The 14,536-nt window shown below is 41.8% G+C and carries 22 protein-coding genes; 3 read left to right on the top strand and 19 right to left on the bottom strand.

The annotated features are described in order from the left end of the window. Positions 1-251 precede the first annotated feature (251 nt). The 6 genes from L4C35_RS00200 to L4C35_RS00175 form a co-directional block, all read right to left on the bottom strand. On the bottom strand, positions 252-446 hold the full coding sequence (locus L4C35_RS00200; RefSeq protein WP_428460992.1) for a hypothetical protein: 195 nt from the start codon (positions 444-446) through the stop codon (positions 252-254). 598 nt (positions 447-1,044) lie between these two features. Then, positions 1,045-1,251, bottom strand: a complete 207-nt coding sequence (locus L4C35_RS00195) for a hypothetical protein (RefSeq protein WP_428460991.1) — start codon at positions 1,249-1,251, stop codon at positions 1,045-1,047. Positions 1,252-1,503: 252 nt separating this feature from the next. Continuing rightward, positions 1,504-1,929: a hypothetical protein gene (locus L4C35_RS00190; protein WP_428460990.1), complete on the bottom strand. Its 426-nt coding sequence runs from the start codon at positions 1,927-1,929 to the stop codon at positions 1,504-1,506. A gap of 385 nt (positions 1,930-2,314) precedes the next feature. Next, positions 2,315-3,073, bottom strand: a complete 759-nt coding sequence (locus tag L4C35_RS00185) for a hypothetical protein (protein ID WP_428460989.1) — start codon at positions 3,071-3,073, stop codon at positions 2,315-2,317. A gap of 384 nt (positions 3,074-3,457) precedes the next feature. Then, positions 3,458-3,664, bottom strand: coding sequence for a hypothetical protein (locus L4C35_RS00180; RefSeq protein WP_428460988.1), 207 nt, complete (start codon positions 3,662-3,664; stop codon positions 3,458-3,460). 231 nt (positions 3,665-3,895) lie between these two features. Continuing rightward, the gene (locus L4C35_RS00175; protein WP_428460987.1) at positions 3,896-4,762 is read right to left on the bottom strand and encodes a hypothetical protein; all 867 of its coding nucleotides are present in this window, start codon (positions 4,760-4,762) and stop codon (positions 3,896-3,898) included. A 123-nt stretch (positions 4,763-4,885) separates the two neighbouring features. Here L4C35_RS00175 and L4C35_RS00170 point away from each other — a divergent pair, with 123 nt between their 5' ends. Continuing rightward, positions 4,886-5,083: a hypothetical protein gene (locus tag L4C35_RS00170; RefSeq protein ID WP_428460986.1), complete on the top strand. Its 198-nt coding sequence runs from the start codon at positions 4,886-4,888 to the stop codon at positions 5,081-5,083. 77 nt (positions 5,084-5,160) lie between these two features. Here L4C35_RS00170 and L4C35_RS00165 read toward each other — a convergent pair whose 3' ends face one another. The 5 genes from L4C35_RS00165 to L4C35_RS00145 all read right to left on the bottom strand — a co-directional run bounded on the left by L4C35_RS00165 (position 5,161) and on the right by L4C35_RS00145 (position 8,467). Next, positions 5,161-5,304, bottom strand: a complete 144-nt coding sequence (locus L4C35_RS00165; protein WP_428460985.1) for a hypothetical protein — start codon at positions 5,302-5,304, stop codon at positions 5,161-5,163. A gap of 561 nt (positions 5,305-5,865) precedes the next feature. Continuing rightward, the gene (locus L4C35_RS00160; protein WP_428460984.1) at positions 5,866-6,261 is read right to left on the bottom strand and encodes a hypothetical protein; all 396 of its coding nucleotides are present in this window, start codon (positions 6,259-6,261) and stop codon (positions 5,866-5,868) included. Positions 6,262-6,302: 41 nt separating this feature from the next. Next, positions 6,303-7,166 carry a hypothetical protein gene (locus L4C35_RS00155; protein WP_428460983.1) on the bottom strand — a complete coding sequence of 288 codons (864 nt, stop codon included), beginning with the start codon at positions 7,164-7,166 and terminating at the stop codon, positions 6,303-6,305. Positions 7,167-7,555: 389 nt separating this feature from the next. Further along, positions 7,556-7,762, bottom strand: coding sequence for a hypothetical protein (locus tag L4C35_RS00150; protein WP_428460982.1), 207 nt, complete (start codon positions 7,760-7,762; stop codon positions 7,556-7,558). Between the two features lie 471 nt (positions 7,763-8,233). Next, positions 8,234-8,467: a hypothetical protein gene (locus L4C35_RS00145; RefSeq protein WP_428460981.1), complete on the bottom strand. Its 234-nt coding sequence runs from the start codon at positions 8,465-8,467 to the stop codon at positions 8,234-8,236. 221 nt (positions 8,468-8,688) lie between these two features. On the opposite strand from L4C35_RS00145, the gene L4C35_RS00140 reads away from it, so the two are divergent. After that, the gene (locus L4C35_RS00140) at positions 8,689-8,886 is read left to right on the top strand and encodes a hypothetical protein (protein ID WP_428460980.1); all 198 of its coding nucleotides are present in this window, start codon (positions 8,689-8,691) and stop codon (positions 8,884-8,886) included. Between the two features lie 50 nt (positions 8,887-8,936). On the opposite strand, the gene L4C35_RS00135 is transcribed toward L4C35_RS00140, so the two are convergent. The 5 genes from L4C35_RS00135 to pyrE all read right to left on the bottom strand — a co-directional run bounded on the left by L4C35_RS00135 (position 8,937) and on the right by pyrE (position 11,683). Then, on the bottom strand, positions 8,937-9,170 hold the full coding sequence (locus tag L4C35_RS00135; RefSeq protein ID WP_428460979.1) for a hypothetical protein: 234 nt from the start codon (positions 9,168-9,170) through the stop codon (positions 8,937-8,939). 166 nt (positions 9,171-9,336) lie between these two features. Next, positions 9,337-9,648 carry a hypothetical protein gene (locus L4C35_RS00130; protein ID WP_428460978.1) on the bottom strand — a complete coding sequence of 104 codons (312 nt, stop codon included), beginning with the start codon at positions 9,646-9,648 and terminating at the stop codon, positions 9,337-9,339. Next, a complete protein-coding gene (locus L4C35_RS00125) occupies positions 9,645-10,103 on the bottom strand; it encodes a DUF2778 domain-containing protein (protein ID WP_428460977.1) in 459 nt (152 codons plus the stop codon). The genes L4C35_RS00130 and L4C35_RS00125 overlap by 4 nt, the downstream gene beginning before the upstream one ends. A 479-nt stretch (positions 10,104-10,582) precedes the next feature. Next, positions 10,583-10,789: a hypothetical protein gene (locus L4C35_RS00120; protein ID WP_428460976.1), complete on the bottom strand. Its 207-nt coding sequence runs from the start codon at positions 10,787-10,789 to the stop codon at positions 10,583-10,585. Positions 10,790-11,152: 363 nt separating this feature from the next. Continuing rightward, positions 11,153-11,683, bottom strand: a complete 531-nt coding sequence (pyrE, locus tag L4C35_RS00115) for an orotate phosphoribosyltransferase (protein WP_428460975.1) — start codon at positions 11,681-11,683, stop codon at positions 11,153-11,155. A 114-nt stretch (positions 11,684-11,797) separates the two neighbouring features. Between pyrE and L4C35_RS00110 the strand changes: the two genes are divergently transcribed. Further along, positions 11,798-11,995 (top strand): hypothetical protein, encoded by a 198-nt coding sequence (locus L4C35_RS00110; RefSeq protein ID WP_428460974.1) that lies wholly within the window; start codon positions 11,798-11,800, stop codon positions 11,993-11,995. Positions 11,996-12,072: 77 nt separating this feature from the next. Here the strand turns inward: L4C35_RS00110 and L4C35_RS00105 are convergent, their stop codons facing one another. The 3 genes from L4C35_RS00105 to L4C35_RS00095 form a co-directional block, all read right to left on the bottom strand. Continuing rightward, positions 12,073-12,279 (bottom strand): hypothetical protein, encoded by a 207-nt coding sequence (locus L4C35_RS00105; protein ID WP_428460973.1) that lies wholly within the window; start codon positions 12,277-12,279, stop codon positions 12,073-12,075. A gap of 244 nt (positions 12,280-12,523) precedes the next feature. After that, positions 12,524-13,438, bottom strand: coding sequence for a DUF2971 domain-containing protein (locus tag L4C35_RS00100; RefSeq protein WP_428460972.1), 915 nt, complete (start codon positions 13,436-13,438; stop codon positions 12,524-12,526). A 166-nt stretch (positions 13,439-13,604) separates the two neighbouring features. After that, positions 13,605-14,255 carry an SMI1/KNR4 family protein gene (locus L4C35_RS00095; RefSeq protein ID WP_371724099.1) on the bottom strand — a complete coding sequence of 217 codons (651 nt, stop codon included), beginning with the start codon at positions 14,253-14,255 and terminating at the stop codon, positions 13,605-13,607. Between the last annotated feature and the right edge of the window lie 281 nt (positions 14,256-14,536).

Below are 14,536 nucleotides of genomic sequence, written 5' to 3'. Positions count from 1 at the left end.
GTTGATAGACCACCGAAAACACCACTGCCGATTCAAACCTAGAATGCCGAGCGTTGGTGGTCGTATTAATGGCCTTGTTACCCGGCCGTTTGACTTGGGTGAAGCAGCTTGCCTGCCATGATGAGATGCAATTAAAAAAGGCGCTGATTAAGCGCGACAAATACCCAACTTAAAACAGACAAATTCAAAACTATAACCACGAAAATTACTGCGCCTTTACCCACAAAATAGCGGCAACGATGAAGTTAGCACTATGGTTTATCTAGAAAAGATGAACCAGAAACACTCGCCAATACTGATAAAAAGGCAGCCCAAACTAAAGCCGCGAACAACACCAACAAAGTTACATTGTCACTACAACCACCAAAATGTAACCACTTCCCTGCCAACGCACCGACCACAATATTGAAAGCGGCATTCCTCGAAAATGGCGAGGCAATAGCCAAGAAATTTAAGAACTGGGAGTACGCGGAGCATCAACCGCCACGGCCGAACCATGGCTAAAACAAATAAAGAAGTTGGCGCGGTTACCAGCGAACATTCACGCAAGTCGTTGAGAAGTTTAAAAACAAGAAGCCGCTATGAACAAAGAACGATTCTTACTGCATACGAATTTATCTGGAATTGACCAACGCACAGCGACTGCGGAGTTAAGTACACAAAAAGAACTGAACCAAGTCGGGTAACGCTGGCATAAGGTGCGCCAACGCTGAACTTACAAAACCAAATACACTTCAAACCAAAACCGCCGAGCGTTAAGCGTCACCTTAATGCCTTTGTTACCCGGCCGTTTGACTTGGCCAAAGCAGCTTGCCTGCCATGATGAAATGCAGTTAAAAACTGCGCTGATTAAGCGCGACAAACACCCAACTCAAGGCTGACAAATTCAAAACTATAACCACGAAAATTACTGCGCGTTTACCCACAAAATAGCGGCTACGATGANGTTAGCACTATGGTTTAACTAGAAAAGATGAACCAGAAACGCTCGCCAATATTGATTAAAAGGCAGCAAAACTAAAGCCGCGAACCACGCCCACAATTCTATTTCTTTCGGCAACCACCAAAATGTAACCACTTCCCTGCCAGCGCACCGACCACAATATTGAAAGCGGCTATCCTCGAAACTGGTGCGGCAATAGCTGAGAAATTTAAGAACCAGTGAGTACGCGGAGCATCAACCGCCACGGCCGAACCATGGTTAAAACCCAATACAGAAGTTGGCGCGGTTACCAGCGAACATTCACGCAAGTCGTTGAGACATTTAAAAATAAGAAGCCGCTATGAACGACGAATGATTCTGACTGCATACGGGTTTCACTGAAATTGACCAACTCACAGCGATCGCGGAGTAAAGTACACAAAAAGAACTTAACCAAGTCGGGTAACGCCTGCAATAAGGTGCCCCACACTGAACCAACAAAGCACACCGAACTTCATACTAAAACCGCCGAGTGTAACGGGTCACCTTGATTGCTTTGTTATGTGTTTGATATTAGTGAATTAAAAAGAGGCCATGACTTGTTGGTATGCATGTTCTAGAGCAGCCTTACTTGCACTATCTGCACCTTCATCAACATCATCAAAACTCCATTTAGCTGACCACTTTTCTAATATGGTACATTCAGAATGCCAGCTACTATCACCAAAAATGATATCCTCAAGCGGTTCTTCAAACTGCCGCATTGTTATATCAATTATTTTACCGTCAGTCTCAACCCAATAATGCCAAAACCCGTCAGGGCGCTCACCGTGAACAACGTTTACGTTATTACACGACAACTCTCTGATTAAGAATCGGGCTAACAAATGACTTGTTAATACACAGCAAGCCTTGGGAAAGTATTTGAACTTTCTAAATTCGTGAGATGGTAATTGAGAGTAAGATTGTTGCAGTAAGGTTTTGAACCTATTGATTTTACAGTTCATTTTAACCCCATTAAGTAAGCTTAAGGCAGAACCCTAGCAATCGTTTGTAGAAATACTACCCAAGTTAAATCGTTGATTAGGAACGAAGAAAAAAACGATAGCCACCCTATCGTGACTAGGGCGGTTGTGACACCGACTTTGTTAAGCACATGTTTTACCATAACAATTACTCCTCTAAATAAATGGTTAAGCTCGTTTAGATGAAAATTGCTAGGATTCTGCTCCACACCGTGTAGTGCCTTAAGCTCACTCGAAATAAATTATACCATTGATAATTAAGAAAAACACATAACGCTGGCATAAGGTGCGCCAACGCGTTACTTACAAAACCAATTACACTTCAAACCAAAACCGCCGAGTGTCAGGCGTCACCTTAATGCCTTTGTTAGTTGCACATACTATCTACTTTGTTTTGATTTTTTTCGATCTCATCACCCTTGAAGTTTTCAGCTTTAAGCCTCATAAATGCTTCAGGATTACGCTTACAGTGATAATGGTGATGTTCTTTCTCTTGATTATCTTTTTCCTTTGCTAACTCACGGGGAGATTTTTTCTTTTTACCCCAAAGCTCCATTGCTTTCTGATAAGCCTTAAACCAACTGTAACCTAAAGCTAAAAGTGAAAAAAACTGACTTGACCAACCTAGATATGCAATTAATGCAGGGATAACGCAAAACCAAAAAGTTAACATTAATAGTAACAACTTACGCCCTTTGGCTTGTTTATCCTGCTTTTGAATAACGTCTTCTAGAGTATGATAAGAAAGCCCAGCGTAGATTTTGGAAAGTTGTTCTTTAGATAGGTCAAACTTAGGCTTGTTCGGTTCATGCTTATTGTCTTTATACCGAATAAGTTTTTCACCCTTAATATATGCTAATATCGAATATTCTTTCCCAATTTCTATAACTTCCCACTCTCCTTTAACTAGAAGTTTTGCCATAGCTAGAATAGGAGTTGGAAACTTTGTTGCCCACACTCTTAGCTCGCTTTCTAAGACAGTGTCTATTTGCGTCTTTAGCGTAGAATCATGAATATAAACGACTAATGTTGCAAATTCTTGTCCAGTAAATACTGGGCTATATTCAATATAATATCCGTCTCGCTTTTCCTCGATATCTGCATACCGAACCCAACTCTTTATCATATATCTCCACGACTAAGTGCAACTAACGCTGGCATAAGGTGCGCCAACGCAATACTTACAAAACCAATTACACTTCAAACCAAAACCGCCGAGTGTCAGGCGTCACCTTAATGCCTTTGTTACTAGGCCTATCGACTTAGCTTAAGCAGCTTGCCTGCCATGATGAAGTGAAATGAAAAAGTACGCTGATTAAGCGCGACAAACACTCAACTCAAGGCAGACAAATTCAAAACTATAACCACGAAAATTACTGCGCGTTTACCCACAAAATAGCGGCTACGATGAAGTAAGCGCTATGGTTTATCTAGAGAAGATGAACCAGAAGCGCGTGCAATATTGATTAAAAGGCAGCCCAGATTCAAGCCGCGAACAACACCCGCGATTCTATTTGTTTCGGCTACCACCAAAATGTAACCACAGGTATGCCAACGCACCGACCACATTATTGAAAGCGGCATTCCTCGAAAATGGTGCGGCAATAGCTGAGAAATTTAAGAACGAGTAAGTACGCGGAGCATCAACCGCCACGGCCGAACCATGATTAAAACCAAATACAGAAGTTGGCGCGGTTACCAGTGAACATTCACGCAAGCCGTTGAGACGTTTAAAAACAAGAAACCGCTATGAACAAAGAACGATTCTTACTGCATACAGATTTATCTGGAATTGACCAACGCACAGCGACTGCGGAGTTAAGTACACAAAAAGAACTCAACCTAGTCTAGTAACGCCTGCAATAAGGTGCCCCACACTGAACTAACAAAACGCACCGAACCTCATACCAAAACCGCCGAGTGTAACGGGTCACCCTTGATTGCTTTGTTATGCCTGTTTCATACCAATGTAGATTTTTACCTTCCTTTCAGTTGAATACTTACTGACTTGGGTATCAACTAATTTGACCCCTTCATCTAATCCATTTTCCATATTGAAAATAGGTTTAGGTGAAATAAGAAGTGAATTTAATTTCTTATTTACCTCTACAGCCCTTTTATTAGCTAAGCATTCATTATCACATGAATTACCAACTTTAACTTTTTGAGGATCAGTAAAACCTGACGCAATAATAAATAAAGCATCTTCACTATTTATAGCATTTTCAATTACACTCCAATCATATTCAGGTAAATGATAATCACCTGATTTAAACCCACTAACACTTGCTATATATTTAACAGCTTCGACGGTTGTTCTATTACCCGCTGGCTCATAAATGAAATAATTATTTTTATTCTCATTTTCACTTGACATCACAAGTCCCGTAATCACCGGAACTGCCCCAATAACACCGAGAATAACCGACAGAATTGCTAAGTATGTTGCCAATCGAACATTAGTATCAGGATGAGATTTTGCCGCTAGAAATGTTTTAATAAATAGTGGAAATTTACTATGTTTAATTTCTATCTTGTTTATCTGGTTCTTATCTAACCCTAGTAATTTTCGATACCATTCACTAGCAATTAATGTTTTATCGCTTGATTTAATGGATATAGTTTTTCTATCATTATAATTTTTAATAAAGTTATCGGTCCCATTAAGGATTTCCACCCAAACTTTCTTTTTTTTTGTTAAATTCTTTATTTGAACAATTTCTTTGTGATCAACATCTATCCCGACAGTCCAAACAAATGGTGCAGCAATATCTTCAACCTTTGATGCTTTAGCTAAAGCATCAACTACCTTCACTACCATATTACCTCAATAAGAACCTATACGGGCATAACGCCTTGGCATAAGGTGCGCCAACGCTGAACTTACTAAACCAAATACACTTCAAACCAAAACCGCCGAGTGTTAAGCGTCACCTTAATGCCTTTGTTACCCGGCCGTTCGACTTGGCTAAAGCAGCTTGCCTGCCATGATGAAATGCAATTGAAAACTGCGCTGATTAAGCGCGACAAACACCCAACCCAAGGCAGGCAAATTCAAAACTATAACCACGAAAATTACTGCGCGTTTTCCCACAAAATAGCGGCTACGATGCAGTTAGCACTATGGTTTACCTAAAAAAGATAAACCAGAAACGTGCGCGAATACGGATAAAAAGGCAGCCCAGACTCAAGCCGCGAACAACACCCGTGATTCTATTTGTTTCGGCAACCACCAAAATGTAACCACTTCCCTGCCAGCGCACCGACCACGATATTGAAAGCGGCTATCCTCGACGATGACGCGGCAATAGCTGAGAAATTTAAGAACTGGTGAGCACGCGGAGCATCAACCGCCACGGCCGAACCATGGTTAAAACCAAATACAGAAGTTGGCGCGGTGACCAGCGAATATTCACGCAGGTTGTTGAGACGTTTAAAAATAAGAAGCCGCTACAAACGACGAGCGATTCTTACTGCATACGGATTTATCTGGAATTGACCAACTCGCAGCGACAGCGGAGTTARGTACACNAAAAGAACTCAACCAAGTCGGGTAACGCCTTGGCATAAGGTGCGCCAACGCTGAACTTACTAAACCAAATACACNTCARACCAAAACCGCCGAGTGTCAGGCGTCACATTAATGCCTTTGTTACCCGGCCGTTCGACTTGGCTAAAGCAGCTTGCCTGCCATGATGAAATGCAATTAAAAACGGCGCTTATTAAGCGCGACAAACACTCAACTCAAGGCTGACAAATTCAAAACTATAACCACGAAAATCACTGCGCGTTTGCCCACAAAATAGCGGCTACGATGATGTTAGCACTATGGTTTACCTAGAAAAAATGAACTAGAAAAGCTCGCCAATATTGATAAAAAGGCAGCCCAAACTAAAGCCGCGAACATCGCCCACAATTTTACGGTTTACAGCAACCACCAAAATGTAACCACTTCCCTGCCAGCGCACCAACCGCAATATTGAAAGCGGCTATCCTCGAAAATGGCGCGGCAATAGCTGAGAAATTTAAGAACGAGTAAGTACGAGGAGCATCAACCGCCACTGCCGAATCATAGTTAAAACCAAATAGATAAGTTGGCGCGGTTATCAGCGAACATTCACGCAAGTCGTTGAGACGTTTAAAATAAGAAGCCGCTATGAACGACGAACGATTCTTACTGCATACGGATTTATCTGGAATTGACCAACTCACAGCGACAGCGGAGTAAAGTAAGCACAAAGAACTCAACCAAGTCGGGTAACGCTTGGCATAAGGTGCACCGACACTGAACTCACCAAGCACACCGAACTTCATACCAAAACTGCCGAGTGTAACGTGTCACCTTGATGCCTTTGTTAGCTGTATGACTCCATTCGCTGAAGTGACTCTCTTTCAAACTTCAACGCCTCAGTACGATCACCTAGGTATCTTGGAACACTCTGCAGCGCCATAAAGCCACCAACGGGTTTCTCATGATAGCCAATGATAAGACCGCCATAGCAGTTGTGAGCATGGCAATCACTTAATAAAGTAGAATTGTTTGTCACTAGAATGTTGCTTGGTCTTATTAAGATTTCAACCCCATTTCTTAGCAGACGCCCACGGTTAATAACGACACGGTTGGGAGGAAAAAACTCAATTTCAAATAGAATTTTCTTATGTGCTTCTCTGATAGTTAATTTCTTGCCAACTAACTGTATGTCCCACGGGGAAGTTGAATAGATCAGTTGGTTATTTTTAATATGGAGCACTGGTGCGTTGTATTCATCGAATACAACCAAATTGAGTAGTAGATGACCGTCAGCTAGAATCAAACCAATTAATGGCGTGCCATCAACGCTTACAGGAACCATCGCTGTGCCATACCCATTGTCTTTACACGTAAAGCTATTACTACCAATCTCTATAGTTGCTTCGGTTCCTGCGAAATGTAGGTTGTAAGGCTTTGAGTTACCCTCTCTTAAATTAAACGGAGTGTTATTTGCTGCTCGCACGACTTCAATTGGAAGTAACCCTCCAGTTTTTTCCCTATGGTGCTGATCACATAACAGAGTAATTTCATCAGCTACGTGACGCTTAACTACTGCCCACTCCTCCATATGCTCATATTCATATAGCGGTAAACCACAAATAACACAGCCAAAGCCACACCTTTGACGGACTTCTCGTTGAATTGGTAGTGGGATGTTCCGACTATTACATTGTTCTACTTCACTCATAGTTTTCCTTGAATCTCACAAAACAGCTAACGCTGGCATAAGGTGCGCCAACGCTAAACTTACAAAACCAAATACACTTCAAACCAAAACCGCCGAGTGTTAAGCGTCACCTTAATGCCCTTGTTACCCGGCCGTTCGACTTGGCTAAAGCAGCTCGCCTGCCATGATGAAGTGCAATTAAAAATGGCGCTTATTAAGTGAGACAAACACTCAACTCAAGGCAGACAAATTCAAAACTATAACCACAAAACTTTCTGCGTGTTTACCCAAAAAATAGCGGCTACGATGAAGTTAGCACTATGGTTTACCTAGTGAAGCCGCACCTTACAATTGCGATGAAATTGATAACAACGCAGCCCAAACTAAAGCCGCGAACATCGCGCACAATTTTACTGCTTTCGGCAACCACCAAAATGTAACCACTTCCCTGCCAGCGCACCGACCACAATATTGAAAGTGGTTTTCCTCGATGATGGTGCGGTAATGGCTGAGAAATTTAAGAACTGGTGAGTACACGGAGCATCAACCGCCACGGCCGAACCATGGTTAAAACCCAATACAGAAGTTGGCGCGGTTACCAGCGAATATTCACGCAAGTCGTTGAGACGTTTAAAAATAAGAAGCCGCTATGAACGACGAACGATTCTAACTGCATACGAATTTATCTGGAATTGACCAACTCACAGCGACAGCGGAGTTAAGTACACAAAAAGAACTCAACCAAGTCGGGTAACGCCTTGGCATAAGGTGCGCCAACGCTGAACTTACTAAACCAAATACACTTCAAACCAAAACCGCCGAGTGTTAGGCGTCACCTTAATGCCTTTGTTACCCGGCCGTTCGACTTGGGTAAAGCAGCTTGCCTGCCATGATGAAGTGCAGTTAAAAACTGCGCTGATTAAGCGCGACAAACACCCAACTCAAGGCTGACAAATTCAAAACTATAACCACGAAAATTACTGCGCGTTTACCCACAAAATAGCGGCTACGATGCAGTTAGCACTATGGTTTACCTAGAAAAGATGAACCAGAAACGCTCGCCAATATTGATTAAAAGGCAGCCCAAACTAAAGCCGCGAACATCGCCCACAATTAGACTGTTTACGGCAACCACCAAAATGTAACCACTTCCCTACCAACGCACCGACCACAATATTGAAAGCGGCTATCCTCGATAATGGCGCGGCAATAGCTGAGAAATTTAAGAACTGGTGAGTACGCGGAGCATCAACCGCCACGGCCGAACCATGGTTAAAACCCAATACAGAAGTTGGCGCGGTTACCAGCGAACATTCACGCAAGTCGTTGAGACGTTTAAAAATAAGAAGCCGCTATGAACGAGGAACGACTCTTACTGCATACGAATTTATCTGGAATTGACCAACTCACAGCAACAGCGGAGTTAGGTAAGCAAAAAGAACTGAACCAAGTCGGGTAACGCTGGCATAAGGTGCGCCAACGCTTTACTTACAAAACCAATTACACTTCAAACCAAAACCGCCGAGTGTTATTCGTCACCTTAATGCCTTTGTTACCCGGCCGTTTGACTTGGGTTAAGCAGCTTGCCTGCCATGATGAAGTGCAGTTAAAAACTGCGCTGATTAAGCGCGACAAACACCCAACTCAAAGCAGACAAATTCAAAACTATAACCACGAAAATTACTGCGCGTTTACCTACAAAATAGCGGCTACGATGAAGTTAGCACTATGGTTTACCTAGAAAAGATGAACCAGAAACGCTCGCCAATATTGATTAAAAGGCAGCCCAAACTAAAGCCGCGAACAACGCCCACAATTCGATTTTTTTCGGCAACCACCAAAATGTAACCACTTCCCTGCCAGCGCACCGACCACAATATTGAAAGCGGCTATCCTCGAAAATGGCGCGGCAATAGCTGAGAAATTTAAGAACATGTAAGTACGCGGAGTAACAACCGCCACAGCCGAACCATGGTTAAAAGCAAATACAGAAGTTGGCGCGGTTACCAGCGAACATTCACGCAAGTCATTGAGACGTTTAAAAATAAGAAGCCGCTATGAACGATGAACGATTCTTACTGCATACGAATTTTTCTGGAATTGACCAACTCACAGCGGCAGCGGAGTTAGGTACACAAAAAGAACTCAACCAAGTCGGGTAACGCTTGCATTAGGTTGGCCCACGCTTTACTTACCAAGCGCACTGCACTTCATACCAAAACCGCCGTGTGTCAGGGGTCACCTTGATTGCTTTGTTAGTATTTTTATCGCCTTCGTTTCCGCCTCTTGCCTTCCATGATGAGGTGACACTAGAACCTGCGCTTATTAAGTGCGATTCCCACTCAGCTCTCTGTTGACTATTTTTGGCGTCTAACCAGTTTATTTGCCTAATTGCTTGCTCTTCCGAAAGACTAGGGTATTGATAAAAATAACGCTGCCAAATAAGCGTAATTAACAATGTGAATACCAGTACTAAAACACCATTTATTGCATTTTTTTTCATTTTACAATTACCCGCCCATAAGTCTCAAGTTCCAAGTCTGGTATTTTTATAGTCGAAGTATTTTTTAATAACGCTCTAATTGTTGCAAAGTCTTTTTTATTTTCGACAACAATACATCCCTTGCTTATTCCTGCTCTTCCTTTCGGGTGCAACCTAAATTGTCCACGAGTAATGTTAATGCAAATTGTTTCATCATCCATTTTGCTATCAGCAGCATAAAGAGCAAACCATTGATCCTTACCTGAAAAATAATCACGTAATGGACCAAGCGTTCCACCTGATTGTCTATCAAAAATATAATATGTACCCACAGGAATTGGTCCACTGCCAGCTATACATTGAGCGGATTTAGTGTTTTTATTTTTCCCGTAACCTGAAAATGCAGGAAATGATGAAGCCCCACACTTTAACGCAGATAATTCTTTTCCATTAAGTTCAAACGTAAACTCTAGCATCAATAAAATCTCAACAAACCTAAAGCATCAAGTGTAAGTTAATGTTACTACTTACAATACATCAATAAACTAGACCTGCGAGTGACCACAAAAAGTGAAATCAATTTAAAGATGCTAACGCCTTGGCATAAGGTGCGCCAACGCTGAACTAACAAAACCAAATACACATCAAACCAAAACCGCCGAGTGTTAAGCGTCACCTTAATGCCTTTGTTACCCGGCCGTTCGACTTGGGTGAAGCAGCTTGCCTGCCATGATGAAATGCAGTTAAAAACGACGCTTATTAAGCGCGACAAACACCAAAATTAAAGCAGACAAATTCAAAACTATAACCACGAAAATTACTGCGCGTTTACCCATAAAATAGCGGCTACGATGAAGTTRGCACTATGGTTTACCTAGAAAAAATGAACTAGAAACGCTCGCCAATATTGATAAAAAGGCAGCCCAAACTAAAGCCGCGAACATCGCCNACAATTTTACTGCTTACGGCAACCACCAAAATGTAACCACTTCCCTGCCAGCGCACCGACCACAATATTGAAAGCGGCTATCCTCGAAACTGGTGCGGCAATAGCTGAGAAATTTAAGAACCAGTGAGTACGCGGAGCATCAACCGCCACGGCCGAACCATGGTTAAAACCCAATACAGAAGTTGGCGCGGTTACCAGCGAACATTCACGCAAGTCGTTGAGACGTTTAAAAACAAGAAGCCGCTATGAACGACGAATGATTCTGACTGCATACGGGTTTCACTGAAATTGACCAACTCACAGCGATCGCGGAGTAAAGTACACAAAAAGAACTCAACCTAGTCTAGTAACGCTTGCCATAATACGCCAGCAACGCATTACGCCAATACTTAATTAACCACCGTAAACACTAAAACCAATTCATACCCAAAATGCCGAGCGTTGAGGGTCGTTTTGATGGCTTTGTTATAACCCAGATATTCGATCTAATTGAGAGATTACGACGAGTACATATCTAGGCTTAATGAAAAATGGGCTTTGTCACTTCTTCGATGTCGATGGCGTATTACCTTGACACTAGCCCCCTGAAACATATTCTAACTCTGACTTCGTAAATAGTGGTCTCAATTGAAGACCTAATGCTTTAAGGTTTTCGCTTGCTGTGCATTCTCGGTCAATGACACACAGGACTTGATTCACTATTGCTCCTCTAGCTCGTAGCGCATTAACTGCATCAATAATTGCGCCACCTGAAGTCACAACATCCTCGACGATAACCAAATGCTTACCTGCAATATCACCGCCTTCTGCCAATTTACAAGTTCCATACTCTTTCGCTTCTTTGCGAACGAACAAAACTTCTCTTTCTGTTACTAGAGATAACGCTGTAGCAATGGGAATACCACCCATTTCTAATCCAGCTAACTTATCAAAGGATGGTGGCAACAAATCTTTGAGGTGCTCTGCTATTGCTTTTAAAACTCTAGGATTTGATTCAAACAAATACTTATCAAAGTACTCTGTAGCAGTTATTCCAGAGCGAAGTAAAAACTCCCCTTCAACATTTGAAATTTCATATATTTCCTTACCCAACTGTTCCTTGTCCATTGTATCTCCATTGCTCATACTGGGTTATAACGCTGGCATAAGGTGCGCCAACGCTGAACTTACAAAAACAAATACACTTCAAACCAAAACCGCCGAGTGTAACGCGTCACCTTAATGCCTTTGTTACCCGGCCGTTCGACTTGGCTAAAGCAGCTTGCCTGCCATGATGAAATGCAATTAAAAACGGCACTGATTAAGCGCGACAAACACCCAACTCAAGGCAGTCAAATTCAAAACTATAACCACGATAATTACTGCGCGTTTACCCACAAAATAGCGGCTACGATGAAGTTAGCACTATGGTTTAACTAGAAAAGATGAACCAGAAACGTTCGCCAACATTGATTAAAAGGCAGCCCAAACCAAAGCCGCGAACCACGCTCACAATTCTATTTCTTTCGGCAACCACCAAAATGTAACCACTTCCCTGCCAGCGCACCGACCACATTATTGAAAGCGGCTATCCTCGATAATGGTGCGACAATAGCTGAGAAGTTTAAGAACGAGTAAGTACGCGGAGCATCAACCGCCACGGCCGAACCATGGGTAAAACCAAATACAGAAGTTGGCGCGGTTACCAGCGAACATTCACGCAAGTCATTGAGACGTTTAAAAACAAGAAGCCGCTACAAACGACGAATGATTCTTACTGCATACGAATTTATCTGGAATTGACCAATTCACAGCGACAGCGGAGTTAAGTACACAAAAAGAACTGAACCTAGTCGGGTAACGCCTGCAATAAGGTGTGCCCCACTGAACCAACAAAGCACACCGAACTCCTTACCAAAACCGCCGAGTGTAACGCATCACCTTGATTGCCTTGTTATGTTTCTAGACTTATTCTACTAAAACACTTAATGGTTTCTTAACCAAGCTACCATTCTCCATTTTCATCTGGTAAAGCTGGCAATGATATTCATTTTCCGAAAGCACATTCAATATTTTATCAATCTCTTCAATGCTAGTTCGAGCACCGAATATTATTGATTTTACAAAGTCCTTTGAAATAGGTACGTCAGTAAACAATTTATCAGGCTGGTCTTCTGCTGTTGTCTTGAAATTATTATTTTGCATGTCAAGTGTAGAGGTGATGGAACCAAAACTCTCACTGAACATAAACCTGTATTCCTCTTCATACTCCCAGTTAGATCGTTTTGAGAAAATAATATCCCTTACCATTAGCTCTTTTACAGCCTTGGTTTCACCGTATAAAAGCATATCTAAAGGGTTTGATAGAGGCTCAATGTTTTCGTGATACCTAACCTTTCCCTTTTTAAGTAAATACGGTTTGTTTACATATAGCTTTTCTAACTCAATTACACATCCATAATGTTGATCTGCATAATGAGCCCACATTAAATGATTGTCATAAGCAGTCGTCACACATAAAACACGAAAACAATTGATAAGCCCTTTGTTAATATACTCCCGATGCATACTTTCATGACTCATTAAAAGCTCATTCGGAAGAGATGGAGTACTAAGGCCTTGTTTCTTTAATTGCTTCATAGATGCAATAAGAAGTTGAGTGATCTCACTAAACTGATCCACATCAAATAACAAACAACCGCTTGCGCATTGATTCAATATTTTCTTGTATATATCAATTGCTTTTAAGTATTGCTCTTGAGTAAATGGTGTGAACTGACACTCTTCTAAGTCATTGAAGATTGTTGGACTAGACCAACGTAATGATTTGTTTTTCAGAACAAGTTCTGCTGTTGAAGTGTTTGTGTATTTATAAAAAGTCATAATAAATAATTTTATATTGTCTAAACCTAGCTTAGTAAAGTGTCTACAAAACGTGGGGTACTCTGAAACATAACGCCTACAATAAGGTGTGCCACGTTGAACCAACCAAGCGCACTGAACTCCACACCAAAACCGCCGAGTGTAATGCATCACCTTGATTGTTTTGTTATGCCTTAACGCCCAAGGCCTCTCTGAATTTCTTTGCATTTTCACAGTCTGGGTTTATAAACCCCTTGTCTGCTTCAGTAAATGGTAGCCACTGCCAATCTTCTGCGCCCACACAGCCTAAACGACTAGATATTAAGAGAAATTCTTTGAAATCTTTAGCTAGTTCTATTCCATGCCCTTCGCCATCATCATGACTCAAGTAAATAACTGGTTCACGACCTGGCTGCGCCAAATCAATAGCTAAATAATCACCATTACCGACCTCATGAAAAGCTAGCTTGTTATGCCAAACCAAATCATATGGATCATCCGTGTTTGGAAACACTTCATCTTTCCAGCCGTTCTTATCATCGTTAAACTGAACTATCCAATCCAATGACCAATGTCTATCACCTGAGAATATTTGTGAAAGAGCCCCATCAAGCTCATATCCATCAGGAAAGAACCAACGAAACTCTACTTTCTTTGAAAAGGTAAGTAATACCTCCTTTAAAGATAGAGGCAACTCGAAACCCAGCTGACCTTCAAGAATTGCTATTTCTTTCTTCGTTGCTGGTTCATCTATAAATAGTGATTTAACTTCACCACCAAGTTTGTCGATTGCAGCAGCAAAACGTTTCCAGTTTTCAACTATGTCGCTAGATTTCATGATTTTCCTTTGAGGCATAACGCTCGCCATAATACGCCACAACGTATTACGATTATGTTAATGAGACCACCGAAAACACTAAAGCCAATTCAGACCTAGAATGCCGAGCGTTGGTGGTCGTATTAATGGCCTTGTTACCCGGCCGTTTGACTTGGGTTAAGCAGCTTGCCTGCCATGATGAAATGCAGTTGAAAACTGCGCTAATTAAGCGCGACAAACACTCAACTCAAGGCAGACAAATTCAAAACTATAACCACGAAAATTACTGCAAATTACTGCGC

The sequence above is a fragment of the Photobacterium kagoshimensis genome (assembly GCF_050337045.1).
Taxonomy (GTDB): Bacteria; Pseudomonadota; Gammaproteobacteria; order Enterobacterales; family Vibrionaceae; genus Photobacterium; species Photobacterium kagoshimensis.
The sequence above is the reverse complement of the archived record's forward strand: the minus strand, read 5'-3'. Positions and strand labels throughout refer to the sequence as shown.

Bases quoted from the DNA above. Each gene is read 5' to 3' on its own strand.
- L4C35_RS00140 (WP_428460980.1), top strand. From the start codon at position 8,689: ATGCCTTTGTTACCCGGCCGTTTGACTTGGGTTAAGCAGCTTGCCTGC.
- L4C35_RS00160 (WP_428460984.1), bottom strand. From the start codon at position 6,261: ATGAAGTTCGGTGTGCTTGGTGAGTTCAGTGTCGGTGCACCTTATGCC.
- L4C35_RS00110 (WP_428460974.1), top strand. From the start codon at position 11,798: ATGCCTTTGTTACCCGGCCGTTCGACTTGGCTAAAGCAGCTTGCCTGC.
- L4C35_RS00100 (WP_428460972.1), bottom strand. From the start codon at position 13,438: ATGACTTTTTATAAATACACAAACACTTCAACAGCAGAACTTGTTCTG.
- L4C35_RS00185 (WP_428460989.1), bottom strand. From the start codon at position 3,073: ATGATAAAGAGTTGGGTTCGGTATGCAGATATCGAGGAAAAGCGAGAC.
- L4C35_RS00170 (WP_428460986.1), top strand. From the start codon at position 4,886: ATGCCTTTGTTACCCGGCCGTTCGACTTGGCTAAAGCAGCTTGCCTGC.
- L4C35_RS00125 (WP_428460977.1), bottom strand. From the start codon at position 10,103: ATGCTAGAGTTTACGTTTGAACTTAATGGAAAAGAATTATCTGCGTTA.
- L4C35_RS00155 (WP_428460983.1), bottom strand. From the start codon at position 7,166: ATGAGTGAAGTAGAACAATGTAATAGTCGGAACATCCCACTACCAATT.
- L4C35_RS00095 (WP_371724099.1), bottom strand. From the start codon at position 14,255: ATGAAATCTAGCGACATAGTTGAAAACTGGAAACGTTTTGCTGCTGCA.
- L4C35_RS00130 (WP_428460978.1), bottom strand. From the start codon at position 9,648: ATGAAAAAAAATGCAATAAATGGTGTTTTAGTACTGGTATTCACATTG.
- L4C35_RS00190 (WP_428460990.1), bottom strand. From the start codon at position 1,929: ATGAACTGTAAAATCAATAGGTTCAAAACCTTACTGCAACAATCTTAC.
- pyrE (WP_428460975.1), bottom strand. From the start codon at position 11,683: ATGGACAAGGAACAGTTGGGTAAGGAAATATATGAAATTTCAAATGTT.